Source organism: Kaistella sp. (genome assembly GCF_041824135.1).
Classification (GTDB): domain Bacteria; phylum Bacteroidota; class Bacteroidia; order Flavobacteriales; family Weeksellaceae; genus Kaistella.
The window spans coordinates 39284-56419 of the sequence record NZ_JBGZYM010000044.1; the positions used below are offsets into that span (position 1 = coordinate 39284).

19 protein-coding genes are annotated in these 17136 nt (G+C 36.1%); 11 read left to right on the top strand and 8 right to left on the bottom strand.

The genetic code is table 11. From position 1 onward, the window contains the following. The first annotated feature begins 27 nt into the window (after window positions 1-27). The 5 genes from nadC (at window position 28) to ACEYOS_RS05190 (ending at window position 6238) form a co-directional block, all read left to right on the top strand. Complete coding sequence (gene nadC, locus ACEYOS_RS05170) at window positions 28-888, top strand: carboxylating nicotinate-nucleotide diphosphorylase (RefSeq protein WP_373709573.1); 861 nt, start codon at window positions 28-30, stop codon at window positions 886-888. A 220-nt stretch (window positions 889-1108) separates the two neighbouring features. After that, the gene (locus ACEYOS_RS05175; protein WP_373709572.1) at window positions 1109-3613 is read left to right on the top strand and encodes a TonB-dependent receptor; all 2505 of its coding nucleotides are present in this window, start codon (window positions 1109-1111) and stop codon (window positions 3611-3613) included. A gap of 79 nt (window positions 3614-3692) precedes the next feature. Beyond that, window positions 3693-4139, top strand: a complete 447-nt coding sequence (locus ACEYOS_RS05180) for a hypothetical protein (RefSeq protein ID WP_373709571.1) — start codon at window positions 3693-3695, stop codon at window positions 4137-4139. Between the two features lie 26 nt (window positions 4140-4165). Then, a complete protein-coding gene (locus ACEYOS_RS05185; protein ID WP_373709570.1) occupies window positions 4166-5158 on the top strand; it encodes an aspartate-semialdehyde dehydrogenase in 993 nt (330 codons plus the stop codon). Window positions 5159-5236: 78 nt separating this feature from the next. Then, window positions 5237-6238, top strand: coding sequence for a cation diffusion facilitator family transporter (locus tag ACEYOS_RS05190; protein ID WP_373709569.1), 1002 nt, complete (start codon window positions 5237-5239; stop codon window positions 6236-6238). On the opposite strand, the gene ACEYOS_RS05195 is transcribed toward ACEYOS_RS05190, so the two are convergent. Both ACEYOS_RS05195 and xrtF read right to left on the bottom strand, forming a co-directional pair. After that, window positions 6235-6666: an exosortase F system-associated protein gene (locus ACEYOS_RS05195; RefSeq protein ID WP_373709568.1), complete on the bottom strand. Its 432-nt coding sequence runs from the start codon at window positions 6664-6666 to the stop codon at window positions 6235-6237. The two genes, ACEYOS_RS05190 and ACEYOS_RS05195, sit on opposite strands and share 4 nt — an antisense overlap. Then, window positions 6653-7195 (bottom strand): exosortase family protein XrtF, encoded by a 543-nt coding sequence (xrtF, locus tag ACEYOS_RS05200; RefSeq protein ID WP_373709567.1) that lies wholly within the window; start codon window positions 7193-7195, stop codon window positions 6653-6655. The genes ACEYOS_RS05195 and xrtF overlap by 14 nt, the downstream gene beginning before the upstream one ends. 53 nt (window positions 7196-7248) lie before the next feature. Here xrtF and ACEYOS_RS05205 point away from each other — a divergent pair, with 53 nt between their 5' ends. The 6 genes from ACEYOS_RS05205 to ACEYOS_RS05230 all read left to right on the top strand — a co-directional run bounded on the left by ACEYOS_RS05205 (window position 7249) and on the right by ACEYOS_RS05230 (window position 11242). Then, a complete protein-coding gene (locus tag ACEYOS_RS05205; protein ID WP_373709566.1) occupies window positions 7249-8268 on the top strand; it encodes a phosphotransferase in 1020 nt (339 codons plus the stop codon). A gap of 58 nt (window positions 8269-8326) precedes the next feature. After that, on the top strand, window positions 8327-8737 hold the full coding sequence (locus ACEYOS_RS05210) for a GxxExxY protein (protein WP_373709565.1): 411 nt from the start codon (window positions 8327-8329) through the stop codon (window positions 8735-8737). A 47-nt stretch (window positions 8738-8784) separates the two neighbouring features. Then, the gene (locus ACEYOS_RS05215; protein ID WP_373709564.1) at window positions 8785-9192 is read left to right on the top strand and encodes an ATP-binding protein; all 408 of its coding nucleotides are present in this window, start codon (window positions 8785-8787) and stop codon (window positions 9190-9192) included. 61 nt (window positions 9193-9253) lie between these two features. Continuing rightward, on the top strand, window positions 9254-9967 hold the full coding sequence (locus ACEYOS_RS05220) for an NDP-sugar synthase (RefSeq protein WP_373709563.1): 714 nt from the start codon (window positions 9254-9256) through the stop codon (window positions 9965-9967). Window positions 9968-10007: 40 nt separating this feature from the next. Further along, a complete protein-coding gene (locus ACEYOS_RS05225; RefSeq protein ID WP_373709613.1) occupies window positions 10008-10730 on the top strand; it encodes a TIGR00730 family Rossman fold protein in 723 nt (240 codons plus the stop codon). 41 nt (window positions 10731-10771) lie between these two features. Next, on the top strand, window positions 10772-11242 hold the full coding sequence (locus ACEYOS_RS05230; protein WP_373709562.1) for a DUF6702 family protein: 471 nt from the start codon (window positions 10772-10774) through the stop codon (window positions 11240-11242). Between the two features lie 106 nt (window positions 11243-11348). On the opposite strand, the gene ACEYOS_RS05235 is transcribed toward ACEYOS_RS05230, so the two are convergent. The 6 genes from ACEYOS_RS05235 to ACEYOS_RS05260 all read right to left on the bottom strand — a co-directional run bounded on the left by ACEYOS_RS05235 (window position 11349) and on the right by ACEYOS_RS05260 (window position 17109). Then, window positions 11349-11678 (bottom strand): metal-sulfur cluster assembly factor, encoded by a 330-nt coding sequence (locus tag ACEYOS_RS05235; protein WP_373709561.1) that lies wholly within the window; start codon window positions 11676-11678, stop codon window positions 11349-11351. After that, window positions 11675-12940: a hypothetical protein gene (locus ACEYOS_RS05240; RefSeq protein WP_373797530.1), complete on the bottom strand. Its 1266-nt coding sequence runs from the start codon at window positions 12938-12940 to the stop codon at window positions 11675-11677. Before ACEYOS_RS05240 ends, ACEYOS_RS05235 begins: the two co-directional genes overlap by 4 nt. Beyond that, complete coding sequence (locus ACEYOS_RS05245; RefSeq protein ID WP_373709559.1) at window positions 12941-13774, bottom strand: DUF2249 domain-containing protein; 834 nt, start codon at window positions 13772-13774, stop codon at window positions 12941-12943. A gap of 88 nt (window positions 13775-13862) precedes the next feature. Further along, window positions 13863-15023, bottom strand: coding sequence for a DUF2249 domain-containing protein (locus ACEYOS_RS05250; RefSeq protein ID WP_373709558.1), 1161 nt, complete (start codon window positions 15021-15023; stop codon window positions 13863-13865). A gap of 64 nt (window positions 15024-15087) precedes the next feature. Continuing rightward, a complete protein-coding gene (locus ACEYOS_RS05255) occupies window positions 15088-15522 on the bottom strand; it encodes an Rrf2 family transcriptional regulator (RefSeq protein WP_373709557.1) in 435 nt (144 codons plus the stop codon). A 228-nt stretch (window positions 15523-15750) separates the two neighbouring features. Then, entirely contained in the window at window positions 15751-17109 is a 1359-nt protein-coding gene (locus ACEYOS_RS05260; protein WP_373739183.1) for a DUF5689 domain-containing protein, read from the bottom strand. Window positions 17110-17136 lie beyond the last annotated feature (27 nt).

A 17136-nucleotide genomic window follows, 5' to 3' on the forward strand; every position in this document is an offset into this window, starting at 1 on the left:
ACTGAAGATTTCTTCAAAAAAAAAAAAATGAAAAAACCGATATACGTTACCAAAGACGCTTTAAAAACATTTATTAAGAACGCCTTAGAAGAAGATATTCAAGATGGTGATCATTCGACCTTGGCGACAATTCCGAAAGATCTGGAACAGAAAGCCAAATTATTGGTGAAAGAAGATTGCATTTTGGCTGGAGTTGAACTGGCAGAAATAATTTTTAAACAGTTCGACAAAAATTTAAAAGTAGAACGTTTACTCAAAGATGGCGATAAGGCAACAGTGGGCGATATCGCTTTCTATGTTTCCGGCAGCGCCAGATCGATCCTTTCTACAGAACGATTTGTATTGAATTGCATGCAAAGAATGAGTGGAATCGCAACGCTGACTCATGATTGGGATTCGAGATTATTAGGCACAAAAACCAAACTTTTAGATACCCGTAAAACAACACCCAATTTTAGAATATGTGAAAAATGGGCGGTGGCAATTGGTGGCGGAACCAATCACCGATATGGTTTATATGATATGATTATGTTGAAAGACAATCATATTGATTATAATGGAAGCATTACCAACGCTGTAAAAATGGCAAAGGCTTATACTGAAAAAATAAAAAAACCTTTAAAAATAGAAGTTGAAACCAGAAATCTGGAGGAAGTTGAGGAAGCTCTAAAAGCGGGAGCAGATCGAATTATGCTCGATAACATGGACGTCTCAATGATGGCAGAAGCCGTTAAGATAATTGGGAAAAAATGTGAAACAGAAGCTTCTGGTGGCATTACCCGCGATATGCTGAAAGAAATTGCGAAAACTGGAGTTGATTTTATTTCAGCCGGCGCTCTAACTCACTCAGCTGATAACATTGATCTCAGTTTGAAGGCTGTAAAATAATTATCGAAACTGTAATTTTATAACCTACTTTAATAAAAATAGACAATTCCAATGAGAATGATAGGCAATGAATACAAAATTTAAAGCTTTGATTAACTGATGGATAGGGATAAAATTAACAAAGTTTTAAAATTTAACAATTTGTTAACGAAAGTGCCGTTTAAATATAATATTTTTGCAAAAACTTTCTGTAAAAGCAAATACAAACAAAATTTTAGTTATGAAAAGTAATTCAGTAAAAAGGTCGATGTTGACTGTAGTGATTACCCTTTCTACGGCGAGCGTTTATTATGCGCAAACTGTAAAAGACACAACAAGCCGCGAGGCAGACATTGAACAAGTAGTTTTAGTCGGCGTTGCTGACATCGCGAAGGATAGAAAAACTCCAGTAGCGGTATCAACGATTAAGGAGGCACAAATTATTGACAAGTTAGGAAATCAGGAATTTCCAGAGATCCTTAACACAACTCCGTCTGTTTACGCTACTAAAAGTGGTGGTGGATTCGGTGACTCTAGAATTAATGTTAGAGGATTTGACCAAAGAAACACTGCGGTTATGATTAACGGTATGCCTGTTAACGACATGGAAGGTGGAGCAGTTTACTGGTCTAACTGGGCAGGTCTTTCTGATGTAACTTCTGCAATGCAGGTTCAGAGAGGTTTAGGTTCTTCTAAATTGGCAATCGCTTCTGTAGGTGGAACGATTAACATTTTAACAAGAGCAGCTGATAAAAAAAGACAAGGTAACATTACTTTAGGATTGGGTAACGATGGTTATAATAAAGCATTGTTTTCTTACAATACTGGAAAAAGCGATAATGGTTGGGCTACCTCATTCTTAATGAGTAGAACTGAAGGTTCTATGTATGCAGACGGAACCGCATTTGAAGGGTACAATTACTATTTAGCAGTTGGATACCAACCAAGTGCTAAGCATGATTTGCAATTCACTATTACTGGTGCACCGCAGACTCATAATTCAAGAAGTTTTCAATCAACAATAAACGACCATATCAAATATGGTGGAACTGAAGAAAACCCAAACAGAAAATACAATCAAAACTGGGGTTACTTGAATGGTGAAGAATATTCAATGACCGCAAATTACTACCACAAACCAGTAATGTCCTTAAACTGGGATTGGAAAATTTCTGACGCTACTACCTTAAACTCTGTAGCTTACGCTTCTTTCGGAAGAGGTGCTGGTACTGGAGATGCAGGTAGAATTAATAATAATGGTTATACAAGATTACCTAGAACTGCAGATGGATTAGTAAGATTTGATGATATCGTAAAATGGAACCAAGGAGGTGTGGTTGCAGATTTCGGGGCAGTTAATGCTTCTCCAGGATCCGCGACAAGCAGTAGAGGTATTATCAGAAGAGCTTCTGTAAACTCTCACAACTGGATGGGGATTATCACAAGTTTAAATCATAAAATCAACGAAAACTTCACTGCGACTGTTGGTTTTGATGGCAGAACTTATAAAGGAATCCACTACAGAATCGTCAGCGATTTCTTGGGGAACAATTCTTACACAGATTTGAGTAACATCAATAACAAACCAAATATCGTTACCAATTCATTCAATGCGAATCCAGATTGGAATCCATTTGGTGGAAAAACAAATGATATCAGTGACCAAATCATCTACAGTAATGATGGACTTGTAAACTGGTTAGGAGGTTTTGGACAATTAGAATATACCAACGATGCGCTTTCTGCATTCGTTCAAGGATCAGTTTCAAACCAAAATTTCCAAAGAGTTGATTATATGCTTTATGCGCCAGATCAGCAAAAAAGTGAAAAAGTTGATTTAGTAGGTTACAACGTAAAAGGTGGAGCTAACTATAACATCAATGAAAATCATAACGTTTTTGTTAATGGTGGTTACTATGAAAGACAGCCTTTCTTTGGAGCGGTTTATTTAAATAACAGAAATGACGTGAATCCATCATTAACTAATGAGAAGATTACTTCTTTTGAAGTTGGTTATGGTTTTAGATCAGCAATCTTTAATGCAAACTTAAATGCTTACCATACTTCATGGGATGATATTTACAGAAGACTTACTTCACGAACAAAAATCAACGGAGTTGACGTTACTGGTGTAGCAAATGTCTTAGGAATTAAAGAAATTCACAAAGGTCTTGAATTAGATTTCAACATCAAGCCAGTGAAAATGCTTACCATTAATGGTATGGTATCCGTAGGTGACTGGTATTTTGAAGGAAGCCCAAGTGCTTCATTCGTAGAAGATCAAACCAATACTATCGTTCAAGAAGGAACTTTAGCTCTTGACGGACTTAAAGTTGGAGATGCAGCACAAGTTACAGCAGCTTTAGGCGCTGATGTTAACCTTACAGACTGGTTAAGCCTTAATGCTCAGTATCGTTATGCAGACAAATTATATTCTGCTTTCGAACCAGACACTCGTTTAGTTACAGCAGCAAAACCTGTCCCTTCTGATCCAGCAGTAGAATTGCCATCTTATGGTCTACTCGACCTTGGTGCAGGTGCTAGATTTAAATTGAATGCGACGCAATCATTCAAGTTCAGAGTAAACGTGAACAATGTTTTAGATAAAACATACATCGCAGAATCTAGAACGAACAAAGCAGCTGATCCTAATGAAGCTAACAACTGGAATGGTATTAATAAAACAAATGAAGTGTTTTTCGGATTTGGAAGAACATGGAATGCATCAGTAAGTTTCTTATTCTAAATAGAACTTGCCAATACACTCAGAATCCCGACTATTAAGTCGGGATTTTTTTTATCTTTGCCCTTAACAAAAAAATACTATGGATACTTTTAAAATTATTACGGAAGCACACAAAGGTTTTGCTTATTTAATTTTGCTTGCGGGCATTATTTTCATCGTTGCATTGCTGGCTGCAATGTTTGGTTACTCAGGTAAGATTTCTAAATTATTGAAGAAATCAACTTTGTTCACCATGATTTTTTTCCACGTTCAGTTAATCGTTGGTATTTTCATGCTGGTATTTTCTCCAGGTTTGAAAGCGGCTATGGAGTCTGGAACATTAATGAGCAACGCAGCAGCACGATTCTCTTATGTAGAACATCCAGTTTCAATGTTAATCGGTGTAGTTTTAATGACTATCATTAACAAATACATGAAATCTCACGACAAGCTTTCTATGAAAATTGTAATTATGGGCGTAATCGCTTTTGCATTATTTGCTTATGCATTCCCTTGGGCACGCGTATTTCCTTCAATGTTTGCATAACAAAATTTAAACAACAAATATTCTCAATGAAAATAGCAGTAGTAGGAGCTACCGGAATGGTGGGACAAATTATGTTAAAGGTTCTGGAAGAAAGAAATTTCCCTATTACAGAACTTATTCCTGTCGCCTCTGAAAAATCAATCGGTAAAAAGATTTTATTTAAAGGAACTGAATTCGAAATTGTTTCGATGCAAGATGCTTTAGACAGAAAACCCGAAATCGCTATGTTTTCTGCAGGCGGAACTACTTCTCTAGAATATGCTCCGAAATTTGCAGCCGTTGGCACCACTGTTATCGATAATTCTTCAGCCTGGAGAATGGAACCAGATCATAAATTGATCGTACCGGAAATCAATGCAAACGTTTTGACCAAAGAAGATAAGATCATTGCCAATCCAAACTGTTCTACCATTCAGTTGGTCATGGTTCTGCATCCTTTAAATCTAAAATACGATGTTAAACGCGTGATCGTTTCCACGTATCAGTCGGTTACAGGAACGGGTAAAAATGCCGTGGATCAGTTAAATGCTGAAGTGATCGGCAATAAGGAGGTGGAAAAAGTTTATCCGTATGAAATCTTTAAAAACGCTTTACCACAATGTGATGTTTTCGCAGAGGATGATTACACCAAAGAGGAAATTAAATTGATGACAGAACCCAAGAAAATTATGGGCGACGACAGTTTCAATATAACGGCAACTGCAGTTCGTGTTCCCGTTCAAGGTGGACATTCTGAAAGCGTCAACATCGAATTTGAAAATGATTTCGATCTGGATGAGTTGAAAGATCTACTTTCTCAAACTCCAGGAGTTGTCGTGTTGGATGATGTGAAAAATAACATCTATCCAATGCCTTTGTATTCAGAAGGAAAAGATGAGGTTTTCGTCGGAAGAATCAGAAGAGATATTTCACAACCCAAAACCTTAAATCTTTGGATTGTGGCAGATAACCTCCGAAAAGGAGCTGCTACCAATGCAGTGCAAATTGCAGAATATCTCTACCAAAACAAATTAGTCTAAATTTAATGCTCACCAAAAGTGAGCATTTTTTATGTATTAGATTCATCGAACAATCGTAATAAGTTTAATAAAACTCAGATGTCTGAAACTCAAAATAGTCCCAAAACCAATTTCGCTTTTCAAAGAAATGTCGCCATTGTTGGGATCATTCTTTTCTTAGGAAAATTATTCGCCTGGCATTTCACCAATTCCGATGCGGTTTTCTCTGATGCCATGGAAAGCATCGTGAATATTATTGCGGCATTTATGGGATTATATTCGCTCTATCTCGCTGCGAAACCAAAAGATGTAGAGCATCCATACGGTCATGGAAAAGTGGAATTCGTCACTTCCGGCGTTGAAGGCGCATTGATCATCTTTGCCGGTGTTATCATCATTGTTCAATCCGTAAGTTCTCTTTTGCAGGGAAATATTCCAAAACAGTTGGACTGGGGAATTTGGATTGTCGCAGCCACAGCGGTTATCAATTATTTAATGGGACATATTTCCTATGAAAAAGGTCTAAAAGAAAACTCCCTGGTTTTACAGAGCTCTGGTAAACATTTAAAAAGCGACACCTTCACCACTTTAGGTGTTGTCATCAGTTTGGTACTGGTTCAACTCACCAAACTCTATTGGATCGATGCTGTGGTCGCCCTACTCTTTGGTGGTTACATCATGTTCGTAGGTTACAAAATCATCAGAAAATCGTTGAGTGGAATTATGGATGAAGCCGACTTAGGAATGCTGCAGAACTTATCTAAATTCCTAAATGAAAATAGAGAGAGAGATTGGATCGATGTTCACAATATGCGGATTCAACAGCATGGAAGTGGACTTCACATCGATGCCCATTTAACGCTACCTTGGTATTACGAACTTCGGAAAGCGCACAATGAAATGGAAGATCTGTATAAACTCATCGGTACCAATACCGATCGTACCATCGAATTTAATTTTCATTTAGATGATTGCAAACCGACGTCTTGTGAGATCTGTGAGCTATGGGAGTGTCCGGTGAGACAAATGCCGTTTGTGAAAAAGATTGAATGGAATGCAAAAACCATCGCCCAGGTTGGGAAGCATTCTGTGGAAGATTAAACCTTCTGAACGTGTTTTCGATAGTAGAACAGAGGTATAATCAAGAGTAATATCAACGGTTGAATCACGAACCTTCTCATATAAAAGGAGAACAGATAACCGATGTCAAATTGGGTGTGAATGCAGTAAAGATACAGCGGGAACGTAATGGCGAAAACAATCAGCATTAAGACAATTGCTTGTAAAGTCCATTGTTTATTTTTAAAGATGAAATAAACTACCGCAGCTGATAAAACTAAATTAAGTCCAAATCGGAAAAGATAATTCATTATTAAAGGCGTCCATTTAAAATCCGGAAACTCAGCATGTTTATTAGCCAAATGAAAAAAAGCTTGAAAAGGATCATAGAAAAGTTGGTCTTCTACCATGCGCACTGCAATCAATCCGAAAATAGCGATCGCTGCAAAAAGCCAGTTAAGAATTTTCATCTTTAACATTCTTTAAAGCATAAAACTTAATCCAGATCAGCCAAAGCACAACGACACTTCCATAGATAATTGCGGGGAAAAGATAATCATGACCAAATTTACTGTACTGTGGCATTTCTATTATTAAAATATTTAAACCTACAATACGTAAAACATTCATTATATGTAAAACTACAAGTCCAACTGCGGAAAAAATAAACGTTTTTAATCCTTCGTAGAAAGCGAAGATAAAAGCAAGAAATAAGATCATGACCGAAATCGCATTACACCCTTCAACCATACGGGAAACATATTGTCCGCTCACGTAAAACCAAGTAGTTTCATCCTGCGGTTTTCCCGCGACCATTTGCGATGGATATCCAAAAAGATTTTGCAAATAATCAACCTGCTGCATTGTCCAGGTAGAAAAAGGATCGAGTCCTGCATTTTTGAAGCCATTCAAATAAAATTGATAGCCCAAAACAAGCACCACATATAAAATGATGAAACGAAGAAGAACTTTTAGAACCGGCTTGAAATCATTGAACATAAGTACAAATATACTCTTTTCTAAAATACGTTTTTCGCTATCTTTGTAAAAGTATGACTGATCAAAACGCAAAAGATTTTTTCGAAAATTATACCGGAGAAACCGCTCAAGACTTTTTTACTTTGGCCCAGAGTGGTTCTGCAAGAATTAATTTTGTAGGCAAAAGTTCCGATACAAAATACATCATCACCTTCAACGAGAATATTCAGGAAAATGAGAGCTTCTATTATTTCTCTGAAGTATTTTCCGGCTTAAATATTTACTCGCCAAGAGTTTTACAAATATCCGAAGACCGCAAATTGTACATTCAGGAATTTCTGGGTGAGCAAACTTTATCTGAAATCATTGCCGATGAAGGTTTGACTGAACGGGTTACAACTTTGGTTAAAAAAACCTTGCAACAACTCGCAGAAGTACAAATTAAAACTGAAGATAAAATTGATTATTCAAAGACATTCGAATATGAAAATTACGATGAGTTGCCGATTACCAATGATTTATTCTATTTTAAAAGTTTCATCGCTGATGTTTTAGAGATCCCGTATCATAAATCTTCGCTACTGTTAGAATTTAAAAAATTGGTTTCTAAAATAGAAAACTTAGAACCAAAAGGAATTATGATGCGTGATTTTCAGGCACGAAATATTATGGTTAATTCTCAGGATGAAGTTTTCTTTATCGATTACCAGTCTGCGATGAAAGGTTCATTAATTTATGATGTTATTTCGTTTCTCTATCAGGCAAAAGCCAATTTTCCGACAGATTTCAAAAATGAAATGCTCGATTATTATTTCTCTTTTTGGAATGAGGAGAAAGCGACTCAACTAAAAAAATCGGTAAAGCCAATTCAACTGATTAGGTTTCTGCAGGTCTTGGGCGCTTATGGTTTCCGTGGACTCATTCAAAGGAAACAACATTTCATTTCGAGCCTTGATAAAGGAATAGAAAATCTTTATCAATTTTCAAATTCCTGGAAAGAAATGGAAGAATATCCTGAGTTGAAAAATTTAATATATCAATTGAAATCGGATGGGATTAGAAGTAAAATTGAAACGATAATTACGAAGGATTAGAAAAATAAATTTATACTATCACCTTTAACCATTAAGAAATTAATTAAATTAAGGACGTATGTTAGTAACCAAAAAACAAGTAACTCAATTGTCATATGACATTACAGGTTTTGCGATAAAAGTTCACAAGAATCTCGGCCCTGGTTTATTGGAGAGCATCTACGAAACCTGCCTTAAATTTGAGTTGGAGAGAAATGGCTATTGTGTAAAACAACAAGTAACTGCAAATGTCGTTTATGACGGTCTATTAATGGAAACAACTTTAAAACTTGACTTATTGGTAAATGATTTAGTTGTTGTAGAATTAAAAACAGTAGAGGAATTAAAACCCGTTCATCAAGCACAACTATTAACATACATGAAATTGCTACAGAAACCTCAAGGACTATTAATTAATTTCTTCACCGATAATATTATAAAGTCAATGAAACCTTTTGTCAACGAATACTTTTCCTCCCTTCCAGACTAATCTTAATAATTCTTAATACCTTAATGGTTAATAATAAAAATATATCAATGAGTTTAAAAATAGAAATACACAGTTTCTCCTACAAAAAAGGGGGCATCCCAAATGATAATTCTGGCAACGGTGGCGGGTTCGCTTTCGATTGCCGCGGAATTTTAAATCCAGGTAGAGTTGAAGAATATAAAGTTCAAACCGGTTGCGATATCGGTGTTCAGGATTATTTAGAAACGAAAACCGAAATGCCTAATTTTTTGGAGTTGGTGAAAAATATCGTATCTATTAATATCGATAATTATATTGGTAGAGATTTCGATCACCTTCAAATTAATTTTGGTTGTACTGGCGGACAACACCGCTCGGTTTATGCGGCAGAAAAAACGGCCACCTTTATTCGCGAAAAGTATCCACAAACAACAGTTACGTTAACTCACGACGAGCAACCTCAACTTAATCATTAGTAATGAATAATGGGTAATAAGCAATATTACTCATTGCTTATTACCCATCACTTATATAATTATGAAAGCACTTATTTTCGCGGCGGGAAAAGGAACGCGCTTAAAACCCTTTACCGATAATCATCCAAAAGCATTGGCTTTGGTTAACGATGTTCCTTTGTTAGAAAGAAATATCAAATATTTACAAAGTTTTGGGATCAATGATTTCGTGATCAATATTCATCATTTTGGTCAACAGATTTCGGAATTTCTGAAAAAGAATAATAATTTTAATTCAAATATTGAACTTTCAGATGAGAAAGAGGAGCTTTTAGAAACAGGTGGCGGATTGGTTTTTGCAAGAAAGTTCCTGGACCACGGTGAAGATTTCCTCATTATGAATGCGGATATTTTAACCGATTTAGATTTGAATTATTTCGTAGAATACCATCAGGAAAAAAAAGATTTCGCTACTTTAGCAGTCTCCGACCGAAAGAGTTCGAGAAAGCTGCTCTTCAATCCAGAAATGATTTTGAAAGGATGGCTCAATGTAGAATCCGGTGAACAAAGACTCGCCGAATTTAACAAAGGATTCAAACCGTTGGCGTTTAGCGGAATTCATTGTGTAAACCCAGAGATTTTCAACAAAATAAAAAGAACCGGGAAGTTCTCGATAATGGAAGAGTATCTGGATTTGATGAGTAACGAAAATATCAGCGGATACGAACATTCTGCCACGATTATTGATGTGGGAAGACCTGAATCAATCACTGAAGCAGAAAAAATATTTAAATAAAAGAATGAGCAAAATAAACAGAGGAAAAGGGACAACGAAAATGGAGAATGACACTCCTTTTGAAATCGACCAAAGAGTACAGAATTCTTTCAAGGAAAAAACATGGGACGAAACCATTACCAAAGACAGTTGGATGGTTTTTAAGATCATGGCGGAATTTGTCGATGGATACGAAAAAATGGCTAAAATTGGTCCTTGCGTTTCTCTTTTTGGATCTGCAAGAATGAAACCTGAAGACCCGCGATATGAACTTGCGGTAGACATCGCCGAGAAAATTACAGAAATTGGTTTTGGCGTCATCACTGGGGGCGGTCCCGGCATTATGGAAGCCGGAAATAAAGGCGCCCGAAAAGGCGGTGGAAAATCAATCGGTTTAAATATTGATCTTCCTTTTGAACAGCATTTCAATCCGTATATTGATAAAGGTCTGAGTATTGATTTTGATTATTTCTTTATTCGAAAAGTAATTTTCGTAAAATATTCTCAAGGATTTATTGTCATGCCAGGAGGTTTTGGTACTCTTGATGAGTTGATGGAAGCCATTACTTTAATACAGACCAATAAAATCGGAAGATTCCCAATTGTGTTAGTAGGTTCAAAATTCTGGGGAGGCCTACTCGATTGGTTTAAAAACACTCTTCTCGAAACAGGAATGATTTCTGAAGAAGACCTAAGTCTTTATCGAGTGGTAGATACCGCTGAAGACGCAGTTGCCCATATCAAGGCGTTTTACGATAAATATCAGGTCAACGTGAACTTCTAGTTGGCACCATATTTGAGCCTATCCATATACAAATCACTCTAATGAAAAAATTTTTACATATTACTTGGATCTTTGCCGTATTACTCTCGATGAGTTTTATGAATGCAGATTTCTATTCCTCCATGACAAAAGTGGATTATCTGGAAGCAAGTAAGACCTTAAAATTCACTACCAAACTTAATACTTCTCATATTTCTGACGCCTTAAAGATCAATCCTAATACGGCAGGTTTTGAAGCAGAAGTTAAAAAATATGTCAATAACAATTTTGATTTATTCGTGAATGGAAGCACAAAAACACTAACTTTTACTGGCAGCCAGGTTAATGGTGAGTCTGTTTGGGTTTATTATGAAGCGAATGGAATCTCCGCGATCAGTACGATCAGAATAAAAAATACGATTTTATTAAGTTCTTTTCCGAAACAGTTCAACCTGGTGAATATTGCTTACAAAGGCAATCAAAAAACCATGAACTTTCAAAGAGGAAAAGAAGTCAATGAAGTCAGTTTTTAATTGGTACACGTTAAAAAAAACAAAATCCGTCTCGTCATATATGATGAGACGGATTTTTATTTGAAATACCCTCAAGTATTTCGGTAACAATTATAAAAACTAAGAATTATCTATTATTGAGCTGCTGCATTCCTTCTGAGGAAACCATATCGTAATTCCAGGCAGGTTCAAAAACCAGATCGATTTCAACTTCATGTCCGGGAAGTGCTTTTTCTAAGGAATTTTTGACTCCAGTTTGAATGGCTTCACCCATAGGACAATGAGGTGTCGTTAAAGTCATTGTTACTTTAATGATGTTTTTTTCTTTTATTTCAACATCATACACCAAACCCAGATCGACGATGTTCACCATCAACTCAGGATCTATAACTTCGTAAAGGGCCATTTCAGCACGACTTATTTTATCGTAATTTTTATCAGTAGAATCGAGTATCATGATGTTTTATTTCTTTTGTGAAACATTAATTTAAAGACATTGATATTGTATAAAACTGCAACAACAACCCACAGCATTGCACCAATTCTGATGACAATAACTTGTTGAAGAATGATTCCCAGCGCAAAAACCAAAAAGGCTGCGATGAAAATTCTGAATTGCCAGATCGTGAGTTTTTCGCTATATAAATCTTTTGGCAACGGGACTTTTACTTTTCCGGAAAGATTTTTATAATGATCATTCCAAATAATGAAAGGAAGCGTTTTAAAAGTTTTTCCTAAAATAATACTGGTAATCCAACCCATAAACAGAAGTGTTCCGTAAAGCATCGTCCAGCGATAACCACTGCTAAAATAGACCGCTGGTAAAAGCAAGATAGAAAGCACCAACGCTAGAAATGAAAGGAAAGCATGCTTCATCAACAACTCTATTCTCTTTCTTAAACGGTTTTTGAAAGTATCATATAAATAAAGCAACCAAAATACAACCCCGATTAAAACAATCGCGGTGTAAATTAAAACTCTGGAACTCACTCCAATAAAATATCCATCTGCGAGGAAAAGAACCAATCCAACGTTTTGAAAAATAAAAGCCCATTTCAACAAATAATCTTTACTCGATTTGCCCAATAAAAACATGGGAACTAATTTGGTGCTTACGCCTGTAATGAGTTGTAGAAACCAACCTGCAAAGCCAGCGTGAGCGTGGAGTTTTAATATTTCTAAATGACTTTGTTTGAAGAATGGAAACTTTAAATTAATGGCCAGTAATAAACCAACAATGACGGTAAACAAAAGCCAAACTGCAGAACTCGTTAAAAAGAGTTTTTGAATAGAATATTTCTTACATATCCTACTCGTTTTTAAAACATTAAACAAATAAAGACTTGCTGAAATCACAATTAATGAACCGCCAGCAATCATCAACCAACCCACTGTTAAATTCCAGAAATTGGTAGTGAGTAAAATCATTCCCAAGGTCAAAGTGTACCAAACAAATGACGCCATTTTTTCGCTGTACAGATCCTGTTCGCAAATGACCGGCAATAACTGATGCGCCGCCCCGAAAATAATCATCGTTCCCCAACCTAAAGCTGCGACGTGAACCATGGCCAACAAATGCGGCGTAAAATAATGACGCGTAAAAGATTCTGGGCTAAAAACCATCAGCACGCACAGCACAAAAAACATAACTGCTCCTGTTGCATAAAACGGAAGAACAGCGCTGTTTCCTGGGGCTTTTCCTATATTAACCTGTGCCATTTATTTTTTAAAGATGAGCATTTTTACATTTCCTTCTTCCCTGTTATTGATGTGAATTTCGTAATTTTTATCTGCCAGTTCTTCCAGTAAATAAACCGGAACTCTTTTGTGATTGATGTACAAAGCATTTCCAGCTGGAAGATTCTGTAATTCTGAAAGAATCATTTCCATTGGTCCCGGCATTTCAAGTTCGCGAACATCTATTTCTTTGGTTTGTTCTTTCGTAAATTGATTGCAAATTGCGGTAAAACTTTCGACATCATCCATCTGTAATTTTTCGTCAGCAGTTGCGGTAGAATGTTTCTCTTCTTTTTCTTTTTTCAAAAAATAAGTATTGAATTCTTTATCGCTGATCGTTTCAACAAAAGTTGCTTCAGCCTTCTCCTGTTTCAAAAGATGAATTAAAGGCGTCGGTACAAAATTATTAATGATACAAAGAATTTTCCCCGGTTCAGTTGTTTTGAATCGTCCCAGAATTTCCTTCAAAGGATCTGCGCCATTATCAATAATTGGTCGAACATCATAAAAGTCAATATCGGCTTTATTTGCTTTTTGTAACCAAGTTGGTTTCGCTTCTGAAACCTTCTCTTCCTTAGTTGAAACTTCTTCTTCAAATGTAAATCCAAGTGGAAGGAGAACACGTTTGAATTCTTCGACGGTTGTTCCGCCCATTTTCGCAGCTTCGCCAATCGTAACCCGGGAAGCCATGATTTTTCTTAAGATCGGATTTTTCAGTTTCTCTAGCGGTTTTGCCAAAGAAGCAATTGCATCTACGCTTTTCGAATTGTATTTAATCAATTCTGAAATTTTCGTTTTGGGCGTTATCATTTCCATAGTCCTTATTTCATCAATATTTTAAAGAGAAAAACTGCAGACTTTCCTCTAATTTCAAATTTAAACACATTGTCTGCAGTTATTTCTTTTAATTCAATTTTGCTAATTCTGCATCCAAAAAAATTGCTTTCGGAAACAGAATATCATTTTCCAGCTTTACGTGCGTTTCTAAATCAGTTTCAAATTCTTTTATTTTTTGGAAAAGATATTGATAAGAGCTACAAGCGTCTGCGGGAAGCGTATAATCATTGGTTAGTGTTCTGAAGAATGACAAATCTGCCGCTGCGATCTCGTGATCTTTTCTGAGCAGATTAATCGGTTCTTCGAGAGAGCCAATTTTATAAGTGATCTCTGTGTCAGCATTTCTTTTCTTCGCTATGATCTGCTTAATTATTGGGAATAAAACTTCTTCCTCTCTTACGGTATTATCCAGCAAATCCTGTAGGAAATGATACATTAACGTTGAAAGTCTGTTTAATTCGGCATGACTGTCACCGTGATGTTCGGCAACTTTTATGGCTAAATCATTCAGATTCTCTGCTTGATCTTTGATATACTGGTGATGCGTATTCACAATATAATCGATCAGGAAATCGAGGTCCCATTTATCAGCAGCATAGGTTGCCGTTTTTGCTACTTTCCCCGCATTTGGATCGTCTGCCAAATTATATTTTTCAGTACTGCAATTAAACTGAACGCCTTTGTCTTTCAACATTTCAGCCTTCTTAATATCTTTGATAGAGATCGCACCTGGAAGTTCTCCACCTGTTTTATTGGCAGGATTTTTAGCAATTTGAACTTCAAATAACTCTGGACCTTTTAACAGATATTCCCAGGTGAAAATATCGCCCCGTTCTGCAATCAATTCGTAGTACAATGGTTTCGGATCGTGGTCATTCTCAATAATGAAACTCTCTCCCGGTTGTAAAGCATCAAAATATTTAAAAATAGTAGGATGTTTAAACTTCGGTTCGATCGCTGTTACATTTAATCTTTCAACCTCTTTTTGCGCTTCTAAAGGATTTTTACAAATTTTCACAATAAACCATTCCGGACCTTTTTCCAAATATTCCCACGTGAAAATATTTCCGCGTTCACCAATCAGTTCATAATACAATGGTTTTGGATCGTGGTCGTTTTCTATAACGAATTCTTCGCCAGGTTGCAAAGCGTCAAAATATTTAAAAATAGTAGGATGTTTCATCCGAGGTTCTAATTTGGTCACATCCAAAGTTTCTATTGTCGCCATTTTTAATAAGTTTTTTAGTTAAATAAGTAGTGCTGTTTTATTGAATCTATTTTCAAAGAATAAATTATTCTCTTCTTAATTGTAATTTCTCCACCGAGTTTTCTGTTCTAAATTGGCTTAAAGTAGTTTTGCCATAAATCTCATGCAATTGATCTCTTGCTTCCTTATAAGTGTTATGAATCGGGCAAGGATTTGTTTCAGAACAGAACGCCAAACCAAGTCCACAACCTTGAAACATTTTATTACCATCTATCGCGGTAATGATATCAGCCAGCGAATGTTTCGCTTCGTCATCGGAAATATAAAAGCCACCGTATCGCCCTTTTGAGGATTGTAGAAATCCCTGTTTGCTTAGTCCTTGCAGAATTTTTCCGATAAAGATTTCGGGTGAGTTAATTTTCCCGGCTATTTCTTTAATGTTGATCATACTTCCATCGCGAGACTGCTGTGCGATATAGATCATCGCTCTTAAGGCATATTCACAGGTTTTTGATAACATATTATTTGATTTCGATAAGACAAAGATATAAAATATTTTAATATCGGACTAATTTGTCTTATTTAAATTTATAAAAATTTAAACGGGGAATTACAGAATAATTAATCAATGGTATCAGCGACTTTTAGTTCAAGAAAGATGAGCATTAAAATTCAAGAAGTCATCAGTTTAAAATAAAAAAATCCGCCTCTTTGCAGAGACGGATTGATATTTATGAGAAATTAAATCTTAGAAGATATTAACCTCATCTAATTGCATTACGGTAGAAACACCTACACCGCCAGTAGAATTTGAATTATATTCGAAAATAATAAATCCATTTCCTGTACCTGCATAAGAACCAATACCACTTGCGCGGAAAGCGTTCTCATAATTAGATGCTCCAGCTGGGCCACTTTTACCTTTAGAGATATCAAACTGTGAAGTGATATCGTTTAAAGTAGCTGCAGTTGGATTTGCAGGATCATAGTTAGAAGACCAGTATACTTTTAAAACCTCACCATTGTAATAACCAGCATTTGTTTTGAATGAAAGTTTCGTTTTTTTGCTGAAATCAACAGGCATCGCAAAATGAGTTTTTACAAGACCCATATTCAAACCTGAAATTTGAAGATACTTATTGTTGTTATAAGTTTGAACAAACCATTTTCTGCTTCCAATCAATGAAGTATTGTAGTATTTCGGTAAGAAGTTATCAGTCCCTTGAGCAAAAGATTCGAAAGTTTCGATCTCGATGGTCATTCTAGGATTATTAAAGCGCACGTCATTTAATCCTCTGATCAACATCTGATAATCTGAATTATATCTGCTTACAACAAAGGTAATATCTCCACTTCCGGTTGGCAATAATGTAGAACCATAAGCTGAGAATCCTGAGTTTCTTAAGGCTGCTGAACTTCCAGAGATATCTTCGATTGTTCTGCTTGTATCAACTCCTGCTCCTGCTAAATAATCAACATAAGTTTTGTTAACAGGCGTAATTTCTGAAGTTCCAAATTGAACATTCGGTACGGTTACCAAAGTGTTGATATACTTTTCTTGTTTCGCTGCTGCTAAACTTGACACTGGTGTCGGAACCATTGTTGCGATATCCATTAAGTTTCCATTACATACTGCAGAAATATATCTGGTGAATAAAACTCCCGGAATTCTTCCGATCGCAAAAGTAGGATCGACAGAACCGATTTTTACCGTCCCACGATCTAAACCTAAACGCAAACCTTTAGCATTAATTCTAATGTGAGTTCCTACTGGAAAATCCGCGTAGTTACTTGCTCTGTCAACCTCCATTTGCAAACCTGCAGTTGGATTTTCTGGTTTATCCTGAAAAGAGATCGTTTTGTAGAAGTTACCGTTCTCATCAGAAGAAACGATGTATCCATCAAAAATTTTATCTTCAGTAATCAAAACGAAACCTGATGCTGGCGCTAACGCTTTGAAATCAGCCATGGAAATGTTAGGAGCATCAAATTTATTGTTGCAATTAATTGGCGGCGTATCCCAATCATCTTTATTCACACAAGAGCTTACTGTAAGTGCTGAAATAGCAAGTACAAAAGCGGTTTTAAAATATTGTTTGAAATTCATTTTATTGTTTTTTAAAATTCTGATTAT